At 36.0% G+C, this 16357-nt stretch carries 13 protein-coding genes and 1 pseudogene; 13 read left to right on the top strand and 1 reads right to left on the bottom strand.

All coding sequences use genetic code 11. From position 1 onward, the window contains the following. Positions 1-76 precede the first annotated feature (76 nt). From ACM55K_RS12980 to ACM55K_RS13000, 5 genes are read left to right on the top strand one after another with little or no spacing between them, the layout of a single operon-like run. Positions 77-280: a hypothetical protein gene (locus ACM55K_RS12980; protein WP_416850701.1), complete on the top strand. Its 204-nt coding sequence runs from the start codon at positions 77-79 to the stop codon at positions 278-280. Continuing rightward, positions 277-2274, top strand: coding sequence for a hypothetical protein (locus tag ACM55K_RS12985; protein ID WP_416850702.1), 1998 nt, complete (start codon positions 277-279; stop codon positions 2272-2274). The genes ACM55K_RS12980 and ACM55K_RS12985 overlap by 4 nt, the downstream gene beginning before the upstream one ends. A 49-nt stretch (positions 2275-2323) precedes the next feature. Continuing rightward, entirely contained in the window at positions 2324-4732 is a 2409-nt protein-coding gene (locus ACM55K_RS12990; RefSeq protein WP_416850703.1) for an McrB family protein, read from the top strand. Beyond that, on the top strand, positions 4719-5966 hold the full coding sequence (locus tag ACM55K_RS12995) for an McrC family protein (RefSeq protein WP_416850704.1): 1248 nt from the start codon (positions 4719-4721) through the stop codon (positions 5964-5966). Before ACM55K_RS12990 ends, ACM55K_RS12995 begins: the two co-directional genes overlap by 14 nt. 21 nt (positions 5967-5987) lie before the next feature. Next, on the top strand, positions 5988-6713 hold the full coding sequence (locus ACM55K_RS13000) for a hypothetical protein (protein WP_416850705.1): 726 nt from the start codon (positions 5988-5990) through the stop codon (positions 6711-6713). Positions 6714-6751: 38 nt separating this feature from the next. On the opposite strand, the gene ACM55K_RS13005 is transcribed toward ACM55K_RS13000, so the two are convergent. Next, a complete protein-coding gene (locus ACM55K_RS13005) occupies positions 6752-7516 on the bottom strand; it encodes an XRE family transcriptional regulator (RefSeq protein ID WP_416850706.1) in 765 nt (254 codons plus the stop codon). An 89-nt stretch (positions 7517-7605) separates the two neighbouring features. Between ACM55K_RS13005 and dinB the strand changes: the two genes are divergently transcribed. The 8 genes and pseudogenes from dinB (at position 7606) to ACM55K_RS13045 (ending at position 16355) form a co-directional block, all read left to right on the top strand. Then, on the top strand, positions 7606-8787 hold the full coding sequence (gene dinB / locus ACM55K_RS13010; RefSeq protein WP_416850707.1) for a DNA polymerase IV: 1182 nt from the start codon (positions 7606-7608) through the stop codon (positions 8785-8787). A 4-nt stretch (positions 8788-8791) separates the two neighbouring features. After that, positions 8792-11869, top strand: coding sequence for a DNA polymerase III subunit alpha (locus tag ACM55K_RS13015; RefSeq protein ID WP_416850708.1), 3078 nt, complete (start codon positions 8792-8794; stop codon positions 11867-11869). 76 nt (positions 11870-11945) lie between these two features. After that, positions 11946-13325, top strand: coding sequence for an exonuclease domain-containing protein (locus ACM55K_RS13020; protein WP_416850709.1), 1380 nt, complete (start codon positions 11946-11948; stop codon positions 13323-13325). Further along, complete coding sequence (locus ACM55K_RS13025) at positions 13322-13654, top strand: alpha-ketoglutarate-dependent dioxygenase AlkB family protein (protein WP_416850710.1); 333 nt, start codon at positions 13322-13324, stop codon at positions 13652-13654. The genes ACM55K_RS13020 and ACM55K_RS13025 overlap by 4 nt, the downstream gene beginning before the upstream one ends. Further along, positions 13648-13944 carry an alpha-ketoglutarate-dependent dioxygenase AlkB family protein gene (locus tag ACM55K_RS13030; RefSeq protein ID WP_416850711.1) on the top strand — a complete coding sequence of 99 codons (297 nt, stop codon included), beginning with the start codon at positions 13648-13650 and terminating at the stop codon, positions 13942-13944. Before ACM55K_RS13025 ends, ACM55K_RS13030 begins: the two co-directional genes overlap by 7 nt. Positions 13945-14030: 86 nt before the next feature. Next, positions 14031-14465 (top strand): DUF1810 domain-containing protein, encoded by a 435-nt coding sequence (locus ACM55K_RS13035; RefSeq protein ID WP_416850712.1) that lies wholly within the window; start codon positions 14031-14033, stop codon positions 14463-14465. Between the two features lie 393 nt (positions 14466-14858). Next, positions 14859-15257 (top strand): single-stranded DNA-binding protein, encoded by a 399-nt coding sequence (locus ACM55K_RS13040; RefSeq protein ID WP_416850713.1) that lies wholly within the window; start codon positions 14859-14861, stop codon positions 15255-15257. 36 nt (positions 15258-15293) lie between these two features. Next, positions 15294-16355, top strand: a pseudogene (locus ACM55K_RS13045) (DUF932 domain-containing protein). The last annotated feature ends 2 nt before the right edge of the window (positions 16356-16357 follow it).

The raw sequence follows: 16357 nt of genomic DNA on the forward strand, positions 1-16357 counted from the left end.
TTTTCTGAATACTATTGACTTATCCTAAAATTGTAATTATAATTGAAGAAATAACAAATTATAAAAATCAAAAATTATGGAAAAAGACTTAATATTATTTCAGGATTACAGAATAGCCATGTTTGAATTAACTCAATTAGGAGCAGTTTTAACAAGTTTAGTTACAGTTCCAGATGGAACATTTACAAGACTATCAATTACAATAGACAACGTTACACATCATGAAGACAACGAAGACTTGATGTTAGCAGCAATACGACTAAGAAATCAAATAATATGAAGTTAAAAAAACTATATTCTTTAAGAAAGGACTTTACAATAATTGGACTGACAGGTAGAGTTGGTTCGGGGTGTTCAGAGATTGCTAAATGGCTTTCATCAGAAAATTTTGATAACAATATTTTGAAATCAGTCAAAAAGAATTCGATTGAAGCAGAAGAAATCAAATTTAAAATTTGTTGTGATTATTTAAGTCATTCTAATAACTGGAAACCGTTTCAAATAATTCACTATAAAGATGTTTTGCTATTGCATTTATTCCATCAGGGAATTGTTGAAGGAAATAACAGCATTGAAAATTCGATTGGAAAAATTATTGAAATCATTTTCCAAAATGGTGAAAATGGAGAATTCAAAAGATTTACAAATCGTTTTGATTATATGACCGATGATGATTTAAGAAATCAAATCGTTAATTTTTTGAACAGTAACAAGGAATGGTATGAAAAATTACGTATACTGGGATGTGATGAATTAAATGTCTGTTTGAAGGAAAAAAGGGAAAACCCAGATTTCTTTAATTTTTATTTTAATTTCTTTGAAAAATTCTCAAAAGAGTTTTATGAAATTTTGAATAAGTATGATATTACTAAAAGAACAAGATTAGTTCATGATTTTGCAAACAATTTGCGCGAATATGGTTGTGTTAGAAACCTTGAAAATGTAGTAAAAAAAGCAGATAAAACTTTAGATAATATATATACTGTTGCAGAAACAATCAACAAATTAATTAAAGTTTGGAAAGCAAATAGTGATGACACAAAAATCGTCATTGATGCACTTAAAAACTCTTTGGAATTAATGTATTTTAAAGAGAAATATTCCGCTTTCTATATGATTGCTACAAATAAAAGTGAAATAGAAAGAAGAAACTATGTGGAAGATCAAATACGAAATAAATACAAACACTTAGAAGAAGAGGATATTCAAAAGCATACAAATCAAATTTTATTTTTAGACGGAAGCGAATATAAGGGTGGCGCGGTAAACCAAGGAGAGTTTTCTGTGCCGGATACAGAAAACTGTATTCAAAAAAGTGATTATCATATTTATTTTTCTAACGTTGAGAAAGGAATAATTGAAGACTCATCTTCAAAAAGCAACTATAACTTTTTAAGTATAGACAGGCAATTAGTCAAGTTAATTTCATTAATCCACCAACCAGGTATTATAACTCCAACAGGTGTTGAAAGATGCATGCAAGTAGCTTATAATGCAAAATTTAATTCGGGCTGTATATCAAGGCAGGTCGGTGCAGTAGTTACGGATAAAAATTTTGCTGTGAAATCTATTGGTTGGAATGATGTAGCGCAACATCAAATGCCATGTAACTTAAGAAGTGTTCAAGATTTACTTTCTGCTACTCCATCAAAATTATTCAGCGAATATGAAAAATCAGGTGGTGAATTTAAAGATATAAATGATAATACGCATACTTTCAAAGAATTATTGGCGGAAGACTATAAGAATATAGATACAGAGATAGCAAATCTTGAGGGCAAAAATTGCCCATTTTGTTTCAAAACTGTTCAAAACTCTTATGAAAAAGAAAAAAATCAAGTTCATACAAGGTCACTTCATGCAGAAGAAAATGCTATGATGCAAATTACCAAAAATGGAGGTAATGGCCTTAAAGGCGGAAATTTATTCACAACAGCTAGCCCTTGTGAATTATGTTCTAAAAAAGCATATCAATTGGGAATAAAGAAAATATTCTTTATTGACCCATATCCTGGCATTGCTACAAAGCACATCCTGAAAAATGGTATCGATGAAAAACATAATCCAAAACTATTAATGTTTCAAGGAGCAGTTGGGAGAGCCTTCCATAAATTGTATGAACCTTTTATGGCTTATAAAGATGAGTTGAAAATATTAACTAATATCTCGCCTAAAGAACGTTTCAACAAAAAAGATATTGAAAAATTGAGCGAAAAATTCAAGAATGAGCCTCAATTATTTGAGAAAGTAAAAGAGACAGTAGAAAGTAAATAGATTGATTTTTAGTCCAGTAAAATAAAACCCCCAATTCAAATATTACAATATGAATATATTTTTCGGCAAAATATCCCAAAAGTTTGATACCGTTCAATTAATAGAAGGTTATTATTCAGCACCAAGAGGGTCTTCGTGGTTTGGAGAGTTGCAAATAGGTGATTATGTCTATATGATTGGTGGAGACAAAATACAGTTTTGGCAAGCTAGAGAATGGGGAGTTAAAAATGGTAAAGATTGTATGTATTTTGATATTCTTAATGCTGATTTGGGTATGAAAGTTTCTCAATTAATTGCGTTGAAATTTTTATATATAACAAAAGCATTGGCAGTGCTGACTTCAAGGTCTGCAAGAAATAAAGCTTTTTTTAAATTAGAATTGATACAAAATATACCTCTTATAGATTTATCTAACAATCAATTCTATAAAAATGCTGATTTATACAGAACCATTAGAGTTACTAAAAAAGAAGATGTAATTGAAAAATCGGAAGACATTCAATTAATTTATGAGAACAATAGACTTCAACTTGTTGATAATAATTTCATTGAAAGTTCAATAAAAAAAGAGTTTGTAGATAACCTAGATAAAAAAGGTAAAGGAGCTATAATGAAAGATAATGTATTAGAATACTTTTCTAATGCTATTAATGACTTACCCACAACTTTCACTCATAATCAAATAGGCTTAAGACGTTTCTATGATACTTTTTTTTGTGAATATAAAGAGAATGACAAATACTATATAGTTGGAGCTTTTTGGAAAGGACATGATCCAGAAGATATGTCTAGTACTTTTATTAAAGAAAGTGTATGGAAAAATGGTTTTGAAACAGAGTTGGTTGATGATGTAAATAAAGTACCCGAAGGTTGCCATATAGCTATAAAAGCTTCCTATGTAAGAGCCAAAACTACATCAGTAATGATGATTAAAGCTAGAGGTATCGTTCAAAAAAATCTTCAAGATGGACATACTCTCGAAATCGAATGGGAAGAAGATTTTGTACCATTTGAAGTTCCTATTGGTTCATACCGTAAGGACACTATAAAAGAGGTTTCGAATAAAGCTCATATACAATCTATATGGTATGAAAATGGTCAAACACCTCCTGAAAATAGTGAAAGAAAAGATGATGATTCATCAAATGATTTTAATTTTCCTAAAAATCAAATTCTATATGGACCTCCAGGAACTGGCAAAACATTTTCATCCATCACAAAAGCATTATCAATAATTGAAAATACTGATGAATCTACTTTAAAAGAAGAATTAAGAAGTGTTATAAAAGAACGATTTGATAAACTTCTAAAAAAGGACAGGATTCATTTTTCTACTTTTCATCAAAGTATGAGTTATGAGGACTTTATTGAAGGAATCAAACCAAAAACCAAAGGAACAGATGTAATTTATGAAATTGAAGATGGTATTTTTAAAAAAATAGCAGATCAAGCTAGAGTAAATTGGCTTCAATCTAAAAATTCAAATAATAATTTTGAGCAGTTATTTGAACTTTTGAAAAAAGAATGGCAAGAAAATGACAGTAGTGAGTTAAGAATTTCAATGAAATCATCCTATTTTGACATTATAGATATTCGAGAAAAAAATATAGATTTTAGAAAATCAAGTGGAGGCACTGGACATGATTTGGTGATTTCAACACTGAAAGATATTTATCTTGGTAATAGAGTCATGGAAAGTGGTTTAGCTGTTTACTATTATCCTTTAGTTGAAAAATTAAAAACATATAAAACTGACACTAGTAATGTCAAATTAGAAAACTATGTTCTAATCATTGACGAAATTAATCGTGGTAACGTTTCTCAAATCTTCGGAGAATTAATCACTTTAATCGAAGAAGACAAACGATTAGGAAAAGACGAAGCTTTAGAAGTTATCCTGCCTTATAGTAAAGAGAAATTTGGGGTACCGCCTAATTTGTACATTATTGGCACCATGAACACAGCGGACAGAAGTGTTGAAGCACTTGACTCAGCTTTGAGAAGACGATTTTCTTTTAAGGAAATGACACCAAAAAGTGACTTATTAAATAAAATTATTTTTGATGATTTTAATCTGGGCCAAGTATTAGATAAAATAAATAAAAGAATTGAAGCTTTATTGGACAGGGATCATACTATTGGTCATTCTTATTTTTTACAAGTCAAAACTACCTCGCAACTTAATGCTGTTTTTAAAAATTGCATTATTCCCTTGCTACAGGAATATTTTTATGGTGATTATGAAAAAATAGGTTGGGTACTTGGTGAAAGTTTTTTCGTAAAATCTACAGGGAGTCAAAACGAATTATTTCCTTCGTTCTTTGGCCAGTCTAAACCTGACTATGCTATTCAATACCATCTAGCTGATTTGGATAAGATCGATATTGTATATGCATTGAAAAATTTACTTGGTAATAAAATACCGGAGTCAAAAGCAGCAGCAGTTGAAATCCAATAGTATACAGGTTTGCGAGCATCAGACGCTTTATGTTGATGAAGTGTATAAGGACGTGAAGTTTGAAAAACGTCATTATGTATCATTATCGAAATTAAATATTTTGCATAATGACAAATATTTTGATATTCGCCATAATGGGATCAAATTCAAACAATTTGTTGGTGTTATTCAAGTCGATGGTTTAACAATTGAGATTTTACCTAAAATTGATAACAGTAATGAAGATGAAAATGTTTGGCAGGGTGTTTTAATAGAAATGCTCAAAGTGACCAAAAGGCTGAAAGTTCAAAAAGTGGGGCATGCTCATGTCAATAAACAAAACATTCACTTACTTGATATTTATTTTGAATGGTTTCTTAGCGAAGTACAATTGCTAATCCATCAAGGATTAATCAAGCAATACTATAAAGAAACCGGCAATGTAAAAGCATTGAAAGGCAAACTGGAATTTGCAGGTCATATCCAAAAAAACTTAGTGCATAAAGAGCGTTTTTATACCACACATCAAGTGTATGACAAAGACCATTTGGTACATCAGGTTCTAGCTCAGGCTTTAGGTATAGTCGAACAGTTTTCGAAAGGGAATTATTTATACAGTACATGTAAAAGTATTCAACTTGATTTTCCTGAAGTAAAAGCCATTAAGGCCAATGAAGCTACTTTTTCCAAAATACCAAAATCAAGAAAAACAGCTCCTTATAAAACAGCTTTAGAGATTGCACGATTGATTATTTTAAATTTTGCACCCAATGTGTCGACTGGTAAAGAAAACATGTTAGCCTTGCTTTTTGATATGAATTCGTTGTGGGAAGAATATGTTTTAGTCCGTTTGAAACAAGCAGCAGAAAATGTAGTATTCAATGTTGAGGTACATGGACAAAGATCAAAACCTTTTTGGAATGGAATCAATATTCGTCCTGATATTGTAATTAAAAAAGGAAATGAAACTTTCATTATAGACACAAAATGGAAAAATATAAACGGTAGTAAACCTTCTACGGATGATTTGCGTCAAATGTATGTGTATAATGATTATTGGAAATCAACTAAAGCCATGCTATTGTATCCATCTAACACAACACTCTTTAATGATGTTGACTTTATTAGTTTCAATAAAATAACAGAAATAGCACATCATGAATGTGGCCTAGGCAAAATTTCAATTTTCAAATCAGATGGAATCACCTTAAGTGACAAAATTGGGAATGAAATTATAAATTGGTTTACAAGTTAATAAGCACAATAATTATAAATAATGGGAGATATTTTTAAAACGATTTTAATAAGTACTTTTTCTAGTGCTTTAGTTTTTTGGTTTGGTCAAAAAGCAATTGAATTCAAGAACAAGCAAAATGATAAGAAAAAATTAAATAAGTTATTGTTTCATTTACTCTTATTGAAAAAGGAAGTGAATAAACTCAATGGTTTCTATGAGACGATGAATTCAGTCATGACTAAAATGAAAGAGTATTTAGTAAATGATATTGGTTTATCTCAGGAACAAGTATACGAACAATTTACAGTTCAAGAACAAGAAAATCTAATTGAAGCATTAAAAGATAATCTTATGGAAAGAGATGATATAGAATTTAATAAGATAAAGGAAAATACAGCCATTCTCATAAACGAACTTTCAGAAACAAATCCGTTGTTTGCTTTAGACTTAAATCATTTTTACAATATTGATGAGAAATCGTTAAAAATCAACAATAGTATTAGAGCAATAGATGTACATAACGAAGCACCGGAATTCACTAAAGTGATTATACCTGAAATGGAAAAAAAGTTCATAGATAGTTTTGATGACATTATTTACCAAACAGCACTTAAAATAGATAATAAGACCTATGAAGAAGTGATCGAAATAGTAAAACACAGTAACAGAACTGAAATCGACAAAGAAGAGATTGCCGAACTATTTAATGATTTCCTAATGCCAATGTTTAAAAAAATGATGGTAAATGAAAATATACCGGATTAATTCCTAAATAGAAAGCTACTTTTTATAGCCCTGAAGTATTAATAATTAATTTTCAAATCATTAATATCCCTTTTCAACTCCAAAAACAGGTCTTTTATACTTGCAGTTTCAGTCAATTCCTGCTTTTTATCTGTGAGTCCAATGTTGCACACGAATTCCCAAATCTCAAGAATGTCAGAAACCTTAACTTCATAAACGGGATAAAAACTATTGTCTGATTCCACAAACAGTATATTTTTTTTGTTTTTATTCAAGCGTTTATAAACCATACCCTCACTTTTGGTAATCAGTATATAAGTCCTGCCATCCTTCACATCTCCTAGCCTTTCTACATAACGCCCCACAATGATGGAACCATCCTCATGTGGTGGCATGGAATCTCCTTCCACTGGAAATCCTCTGTGCTTTCCCGGTCCCAAAAACGGCAATGAAATTTGCTGAAGACTTTCAATATATTCCGGATCGGCATAACCATTCAAATACCCTGCTTTTACTTTTTGTGTAACGACTTCAATTAAATTATCACCCTCCCTATCTACAGTGATCGGCAATACAAGTCTGTTATTTTCCAGTTTCAGCAGATCATCTATAGGGATTTTTCGCACATCCACAGAAAGCAACAGGTCAATACTGATGTGGTAATAATGCGCTATTTTCTTTAGTATTTCATACGGAGCTTCTGAGGTTCCGTCTTCATATTTGACGTACCTACCTCTGGTTATCGCTAAGGACTCCGCCAGCTTTTCCTGCGAAATTTTCTGTTTTACCCTAAGGTTCCTGATGTTGTCGGAAAATAAAGACATAGCTATTTTGTTATAATTTGTAACAACAAATATAACAAAATTTGTTACAATCTATACTAATTTTGTAAAGTATAAAAAAGGAGAGGAACATGGAAAGAGCAATTGTACACATGGATTTGGATACGTTTTTTGTGTCTTGTGAAAGACTGGGGAATTCAAAACTGGAGGGAATTCCTTTGATTATTGGTGGTGGGGATCGAGGCGTCGTGGCTTCTTGTTCCTATGAGGCCCGAACCTTCGGAGTACGTTCGGCAATGCCTATTAAAATGGCACTCCGCCTCTGCCCCCAGGCAAAAGTGATGAAAGGCGATATGGAACTGTACTCCAAATTATCGCATGACGTAACCGAAGTGATCCAAGAAAAAGCACCAATTGTAGAAAAGGCCAGCATCGATGAATTTTACCTCGATATTACCGGTATGGATAAATTTTATGGAGGCTACAAATGGACCAACGAGCTGGCACAATCCGTTACCAAAGAAACGGGATTGCCCATCAGTTTTGCGCTATCGATAAATAAAACCGTTTCCAAAATTGGTACCGGCGAAGCCAAACCAAAAGGAAATCTGGAAATACCGGAGCATAAAGTACGGTCTTTCTTAAATCCACTTTCGATCCAAAAAATACCCATGGTGGGCGATGTAACTTTTCAACTATTATCCCGAATTGGAATCCGTACGATTCAGACCCTTTCAGAGATGCCTGCAGAAGTATTGCAACGGATGATCGGTAAAAACGGCATTGAAATATGGAAGAAAGCCAATGGAATTGATAACAATCCGGTGGAACCCTATACGGAAAGGAAATCCATTTCAACGGAACATACTTTTAGTCAGGATACCATTGACATTCCAAAATTGAAATCAATACTTATCGGAATGGTAGAAAAACTAGCCTTCCAACTACGCTCAGAAGAATGGCTTACTTCAACGGTAGTCATCAAAATACGCTATTCTAATTTCGACACCGAAACCAAACAATGCAAAGTACAATATACCTCAGCAGATCATATATTGACAAAAACCGTTACCGACTTATTTGATAAAGTATACCAGCGTCGCATGCGACTCCGTTTAATAGGGATTCGTTTTAGCGGACTCGTTAGAGGCACCTATCAAATCAATTTATTTGAGGACACCGAAGAAATGTTGTCCTTGTATCAAGCCATGGATAAAATGAAAAGCCGGTATGGCTTTGATGCCGTAATGCGATGTGCCGGGGCAACATTCAAGCCCAACAACAAAGCAGAAATTTTGAAACGCAAATTATAATCTTATGTACATCAACTGTCATTCTTTTCATTCCCTGCGTTACGGCACCATTCCGTTGTTGGAACTTGTACAACAGGCTGTCAGTTGCGGAGTAAAAACAATGGCGCTGACCGATATTAATACCGTTACCGGTATTTATGATTTTATAAAAGCATGTAACGAGCTTGGGATAAAACCATTAGTGGGCATAGAATTTCGCTGCAACCATCAACTGCGTTATATCGGTTTGGCTAAAAATGCCGCTGGGCTCGCCGAAATGAACCGTTTTCTTACCAAACATAATTTCGAAAATAGTCCTTTGCCATTGGCAGCACCTTCATTTATTGATGTATACATTATTTATCCTTTCGAAAATAAGCCACCGGAATTAAAAGATCATGAATATATAGGCATTACTCCCGATCAACTTCCAAAATTATTTCTTCCCCAATGGAAAACTTTGCTTCACAAAATGGTGATTTTACAATCCGTCACCTTTCGGACCAAAAGAGAATTCAATCTGCATAAAATCCTGAGAGCTATTGATACCAATGTGATCTTGTCCAAACTGACTGTGGATGATTATTGCAAAACGTCTGAAGTAATGATTCCTTTGGAGGAACTACTTTCGAAATTTGGGGAGTATCCGCAAATCATTGCAAACACACAAAAACTGATGGATCAGTGCCATTTTGAATTCGACTTCAAAACACCCAAAAACAAAAAATTCTATTCCGGGAGTCAGGAAAGTGATATGCGGCTTTTGACTAAGTTGGCTCAGGAAGGTTTATTCAAAAAGTACGGTATCGATAATTCACAAGCGAAAGCAAGAGTGGAAAAAGAATTAAAGGTGATTGATCAATTGGAATTCAGTGGCTATTTCCTAATCACGTGGGACATCATTCAGTATAGCATGAGTCAGGGCTTTTTACACATCGGTCGGGGTAGTGGTGCCAACAGCATCGTGAGTTATTGTCTGGGTATCACGGACATATGCCCTATTGAACTCGATTTGTATTTTGAACGGTTCCTGAATGTAAACCGCAAGAGTCCCCCTGATTTTGACATTGACTGGTCCTGGAAAGAACGCGATACCATTCTCCGATATATTTTTGATACTTATGGCGCGGATCATGTTGCTTTCTGTGGAACCAATGTAGAATTTAAATACCGTTCGATATTCCGGGAAGTAGGTAAAGTGTTTGGGCTTCCAAAAGAGGAATTGGATCTATTGGCTAAAAACCCAATGCAGTTGCATGATAACAATAAAATTGTAAATTTAGTACAGGAATACGGGATGTTGCTCGAAAAATACCCCAATCAACGAAGCATGCATTCCTGTGGCATTTTGATCTCAGAAGAACCCATTACCAATTATACCCCTTTGGAAATGCCCCCGAAAGGGTTTCCAATCGTTTTGTTCGACATGCACATTGCTGAAGACATCGGTTTTGAAAAGTTTGACATCCTGAGCCAGCGGGGTATTGGTCATATCGATGACAGTGTAAAACTAATCGAGAAAAATAGAGAGATTAAAGTCGATATCCGAGATACATCATTGTCAAAAAATGAGGCCAAAGCCAATACGTTTTTAGAACGCGGAAAAACCATTGGCTGCTTTTATATTGAAAGCCCAGCCATGAGAGGATTATTGCGCCGTCTCAAATGCGATAACTACAAAACACTGGTTGCGGCTTCCTCGATAATACGTCCGGGTGTAGCCCAATCCGGTATGATGAAAGAATACATTTTCAGGCACAACCATCCCGACAAGTTCGAGTATTTTCATGAGGTATTCAAAGAACAGCTCGGCGAAACCTATGGGGTGATGGTCTATCAGGAAGATGTAATTAAGATTGCGTTACATTATGCAGGGCTTCCCGCAGCCGATGGAGATATTCTGCGTAGAGCGATGAGTGGTAAAGGCCGTTCTAAAGCAGCTTTGCAAAAAGTGAAAGACAATTATTTTGCCTGCTGCGCCCAAAAAGGACATCCGCTTAAGTTGAGTGAAGAAATATACCGACAAATCGAATCTTTCGCTGGCTATTCGTTTTGTAAGGCGCACTCGGCTTCTTATGCTGTGGAAAGTTACCAGAGTCTGTACCTCAAGGTCTACTATCCTATTGAATTTATGGTAGCGGTCATCAATAATCAGGGTGGTTTTTACCGTACCGAAGTCTACGTTCATGAAGCCAAAATGTCGGGTGCAACTATTCAGAATCCCTGCCTAAACAAGAGCGACTATGAGACTACGGTATACGGCATCGACGTGTATCTCGGTTTGATGCATCTGGAAGGGTTGGAAAGTAAAGTAGCGCAGGGTATAGTCAAGGAGCGGGAGAAAAATGGGGAATTCAAATCTTTAGAGGATTTCATCAACCGCATTCCAATAGGTATTGAAGGCATACAGATTTTGATTTTTATCGGAGCATTCCGTTTTACGGGAAAAACAAAAAACCAATTGCTGGTGATTGCCAGACTCATTCTGGTCAACTTCAAACCCGAAAATAGAAATCTGATGCTGCTTCAGGAACCAATCAAAGAATATACGTTACCAATACTCGAACGCTCCCCTTTTGAAGATGCGTTTGATGAAATCGAGCTGCTGAGTTTTCCGGTATCCTGCACCCCATTCGATTTATTACAGACAAAATATAGGGGACACGTAATGGCAAAAGATTTATTGAGTTACCATAAAAAAACGGTAAAGATGCTGGCGTATCTTATTTCCAGAAAACATGTACCCACCAAAATGGGAGCCATGTATTTTGGAACCTGGATCGATCATGAGGGAGAGTATTTTGATACAGCACATTTTACAAAAAGTCTGGAGAAATATCCGTTCCAAGGCGGTGGCTGTTACCTGCTTCTGGGAACTGTTGAAGTGGACTATCATTTTCCTACAATTACCGTTACCAAAATGGCGAAAATGCCGTTCATTCCTGATCCAAGATATTCCAACACCAGTGACAGGCAATATAAAGTACACGAACAGATTCGGGAAGACGTCAGCATGACCCATCGGGCACCGTATCCACAGGGGCACGAAATTAACCTGCCAAGGCATAAAATGGAGTTGGGCGCAAAAAAAGAGTCAGTTTGACTCTTTTAGGAGGAGACAGGAGTGCTTTAATAACCTCTTACACAAGATTATCAATACAATTCACGTTACATACCAAATGAAAAAACAGGAATACGCAATAGTAGATATTGAGACAACAGGCGGTAATGCCGGTGGCAGTCGCATTACAGAAATTGCCATTATTATCCATAACGGAACAATGGTGATCGACCGTTGGGAAACGCTTGTGAACCCAGAAAAGGAAATACCGTTAGCCATTTTTTCGCTTACAGGCATTAACAATGAAATGGTACGTGATGCCCCTATTTTCGACGATATTGCTGAAAAAGTTTTAGAGATGCTTACCGACCGCATCTTCGTTGCACATAATGTCAACTTTGATTATTCGTTTGTTCGCCACCAACTCGAAGCAAGCGGATTTAAGTGGACAGCAAGAAAACTGTGTACCGTTCGTGCCACAAGAAAGATTAAGTCGGGATTGGGTTCGTATAGTTTGGGTAGACTTTGCCATTCGCTAGACATTCCTTTGATAAACCAACACCGTGCAGGCGGTGATGCGGATGCCACAGCCATATTGTTTTCCCGTTTGCTGCAATGGGACCTCGAAGGGGAAATCGAAAAAATGATAAAAAAGACTTCACAAGACCAGCGCTTACCTCCCAATCTGCCGCCGAATGACTTTGAGCAATTGCCTGAAAAAGCAGGAGTATATTATTTTTATGATCAGACAAGGAAAGTAATTTACATAGGAAAGGCAATCAATTTAAAAAAGCGTGTGGCTTCCCATTTCAGTGGTCATAATGTCACTCCACAAAGGCAAAATTTCATGCGGGACATACACGGTATTTCCTTTGAAGTTTGTGCTACAGAATTAATGGCGCTTTTATTGGAATGTACCGAAATCAAAAAGCTATGGCCAACCTATAACAGGGCACTAAAACGCTTTGACCCTAAATATGGACTTTATGAGTATGAAGCCCGTAGCGGATACCGATATCTGGCAATAGGAAAGTTAGGGAAATTTCAGGCGTGTATAGAGTCTTTCAATAGTTTGTATAAAGGCATCAACATATTGCGTAGTCTAGCCGAACAATTTGGTATTGATAACCGATTTTGTAACTACGGCATGGACGACCACGGAGAATTTATCCCAAAACCGGACCGGACCAATTTACCTGAAGTCGAACAACACAATCAGCAAGTCGAAAACGCCATTGATTTTTTAGTAAAAAACAGACCAAGCTTTGCCATTATAGACAAAGGCAGGTCTGCAGAAGAACGCAGTTGCATTTGGGTTGAAAAGGGTCACTTTTATGGCATGGGGTATATAGCAGCGGATATTGGTTTTACCGATCCCTCTGAGATAAAGGAGTATGTCACTCCCTGCAGAAGCAATCAATATAGTATGCATTTAATTCTTGCGTATGCAGAGAAATATCCGGGTAAGGTTCTTTTTAAACAAAACCATAAAGAATGATGACACTCTTTAATGACACCGAAATATTTACCTCAGGCAGTGGCGGAAAAAAAGTTTTTGACCTTCCCGATACGGAACTCATGCTGTACGACAATTTTTTCACCAAAGAAGAATCCGACCACTATTACACTACCCTACTTAACAACACGCCATGGCGGGAATCTGCTATGGAAATGTATAATAAAACAGTTACTGTCCCAAGAATGATTTCGTGGTACGAAGACAGAAACAATCCAGGTGCCGATTTGACCAAACCGGACTGGACACCCGAATTACTATCCATAGAGTGGAAAAAGAAACACAGGTTAAATTTAACTGCGTTTTGTTAAACCTTTACCGCAACGGCAAGGATGGTGTATCATGGCACAGTGACCGCGAACAGAATTTTGGTAAAGATGCAATTATTGCATCGGTTAGTTTCGGCGAAACCCGTATGTTTCGCTTGCGCAATAAGTTCAACAAAGACATTCCTCAGGTGGAAATCCCCTTGCATCACGGTTCGCTCTTATTGATGGCAGGAACAACGCAAAGCTTTTGGCAGCATCAGGTACCAAAAACAGCAAAAGACATCCTGCCGCGCATCAATCTTACTTTTAGACAGATACATCGTCAGTTATAACAAATTAGTAATCTACATCTGGGATGAATTATAAATAAATTATTAATTTAGTAATCAGGTTTTCCGATGGCAACCAAAATAAACAAATGACTGATACCAACGAATTACTCCGATTTTTAGACGCACAAAACCAAGTGTACCTAAAAGCACTTGCAGAAATAAAAAATGGCAAAAAGGACACCCACTGGATGTGGTATATCTTTCCCCAAATTAAAGGACTGGGTTCCAGTGAAACGGCACAGTATTATGGAATCAAAGATTTGAATGAGGCCACTGCCTATTTACAACATCCCATTCTGGGCAAACATCTGATTGAAATTTCTGAGGAAGTATCGAATCTTAACGGAAAAACCGCATCTGAGATATTCGGAACACCTGACGATATGAAATTACGCTCCTGCATGACATTATTTGCGAACGTGAAAAATGCCGATCCGGTATTTCAGAAGGTTTTGGAGAAATATTTTAATGGATTACCAGATCAGCTTACACTAGAATTACTAAACAGAATAAAATCATAATCCAAGCAATAGTATAATCTGAAAAATATATTCTACTGGTAGCGCTTTTAGATAGCTGGTCAATAATAGATTACTCATTCCAACATTCCAGAAACATGTACCCCAATCTGATATTTTTAATATCAGATTTTTTTTGTCTAAAAAATTAGGAGATTTTAATGAAGTTTTCACTCGAAACGGATTAAAAGACAGCTAAGATAGTGACTTAAGAATGTTGCAAGCGCATAATGGCTGCGCTGCACTGGTCACCCTTCGGGACTTATAGCTCTCCACATTCTTAAGCCACTTATTTCTTGCTTTCTTTTTCTCCGTTTTTCCTTTTGAAAACATTTTGTGAGGTTGACGGTTTCAGAGAAAGCAAGGAAAATAATTGTAATTATAAAAAATCAAGTTATGGAAATCACAGGAAGAGTAACAGCAGACGCAGTAGTTCACAAAGTGAACAGCGACAAAGAAGTAGTAAATTTTAGCATCGCTATCAATGATAGCTATAAGCTTAAAGGAAGTACCGAAGCAATAGAAGTTGTAACCTACATCAATTGTTCGTATTGGCTCAATTCAAAAACAGCACAGTGGCTTAAGAAAGGTGCAATCGTACAATTGTCTGGACGCATCGGCTTAAATGTATACAGCAACATCGAAGCCAAAGCTATGGGTAGCCTTACGTTTCACATTAATAGTCTTAAAATTTTAGCTTTTGCTAAAAGAGCAGAACAAACAGAAAATAGTGGAGCATCTCTCTCAGCAAAACAAGGAGAACAACCACAGGCAGCAGACGACCTGCCTTTTTAAATAGCAAAATATAACAATCCTTTAAATCACAACATCATGGCACACGATATAAATTACAACATACAGACAGAGAAACACAGTTTTTTCAGCGTAAAAGAAAAAGCATGGCACAATTTGGGAGAAATTATTCAAGATTAGCCAACTAGCGCTGAAGCTATCAAACAGGCAGGACTCGATTATGAAGTAGAAAAACGAAAATTGTTTACTCCATGTTCCGACGAAATAAGCATTGAAGGAGAAACTATTTACAATAAAATTGAAGTCCCTAATTACTTCAGTACCATACGCACAGACAACGATACTGTATTAGGTGTTGTAGGTAAAGATTACCAAATCGTGCAAAACAGGGACGCCTTTTCTTTTTTCGACAGCATTGTTGGTGGTAAGGGTATCCTATACGAAACCGCAGGGGCTCTCGGCAAAGGAGAACGCATATTCATAACCGCCAAACTGCCTGACTATATTCGGGTAGGCAAAAATGACCTAATCGAAAAGTACTTGTTTCTAACCACCTCCCACGATGGAAGCGGAAGCATAACGGCCGCCTTTACCCCTATCCGAATCGTTTGTGCCAATACGCTAAATGCAGCAATGCACAGTAAAACCAATACCGTCCGCATTCGCCACACCTCCAACGCCAAACAGCGTTTGGAACAAGCGCACAAAGTGATGGGAATATCCGATAGGCTATCGGTACAAATGGAATCCATTTTCAATGATTGGACAAAAGTACGTATTACCGACAGGGAACTAAAAAAATTGATTCAGTCTGCACTCGTTCCGAGCAAAGAGGTATTAAAAACCATACAGGAGGGTAACGAGAGTGAACTCTCAACCTGCTTTACTAATATGGTAGATAGTGCTTTTGACTACGCAATGAGCGACCCGACACAATTGATGGATACTACAAAAGGAACGGTATTCGGTGCGTACAATGCGGTAACAGGCTATTTTCAAAACGTACGTTCATACAAGGACGACGAAGCAAAACTTACCTCTCTTTTGATGGGTGGTACAGGACAGCTACGCGCGCAATCCGCTTTTAACCTTTGTTCCGATTTTGCAGGCAAAGGTGCGGATGCGCTAATTCTTAATTAATA

Source organism: Flavobacterium arabinosi, assembly GCF_048158725.1.
Classification (GTDB): Bacteria; Bacteroidota; Bacteroidia; order Flavobacteriales; family Flavobacteriaceae; genus Flavobacterium; species Flavobacterium arabinosi.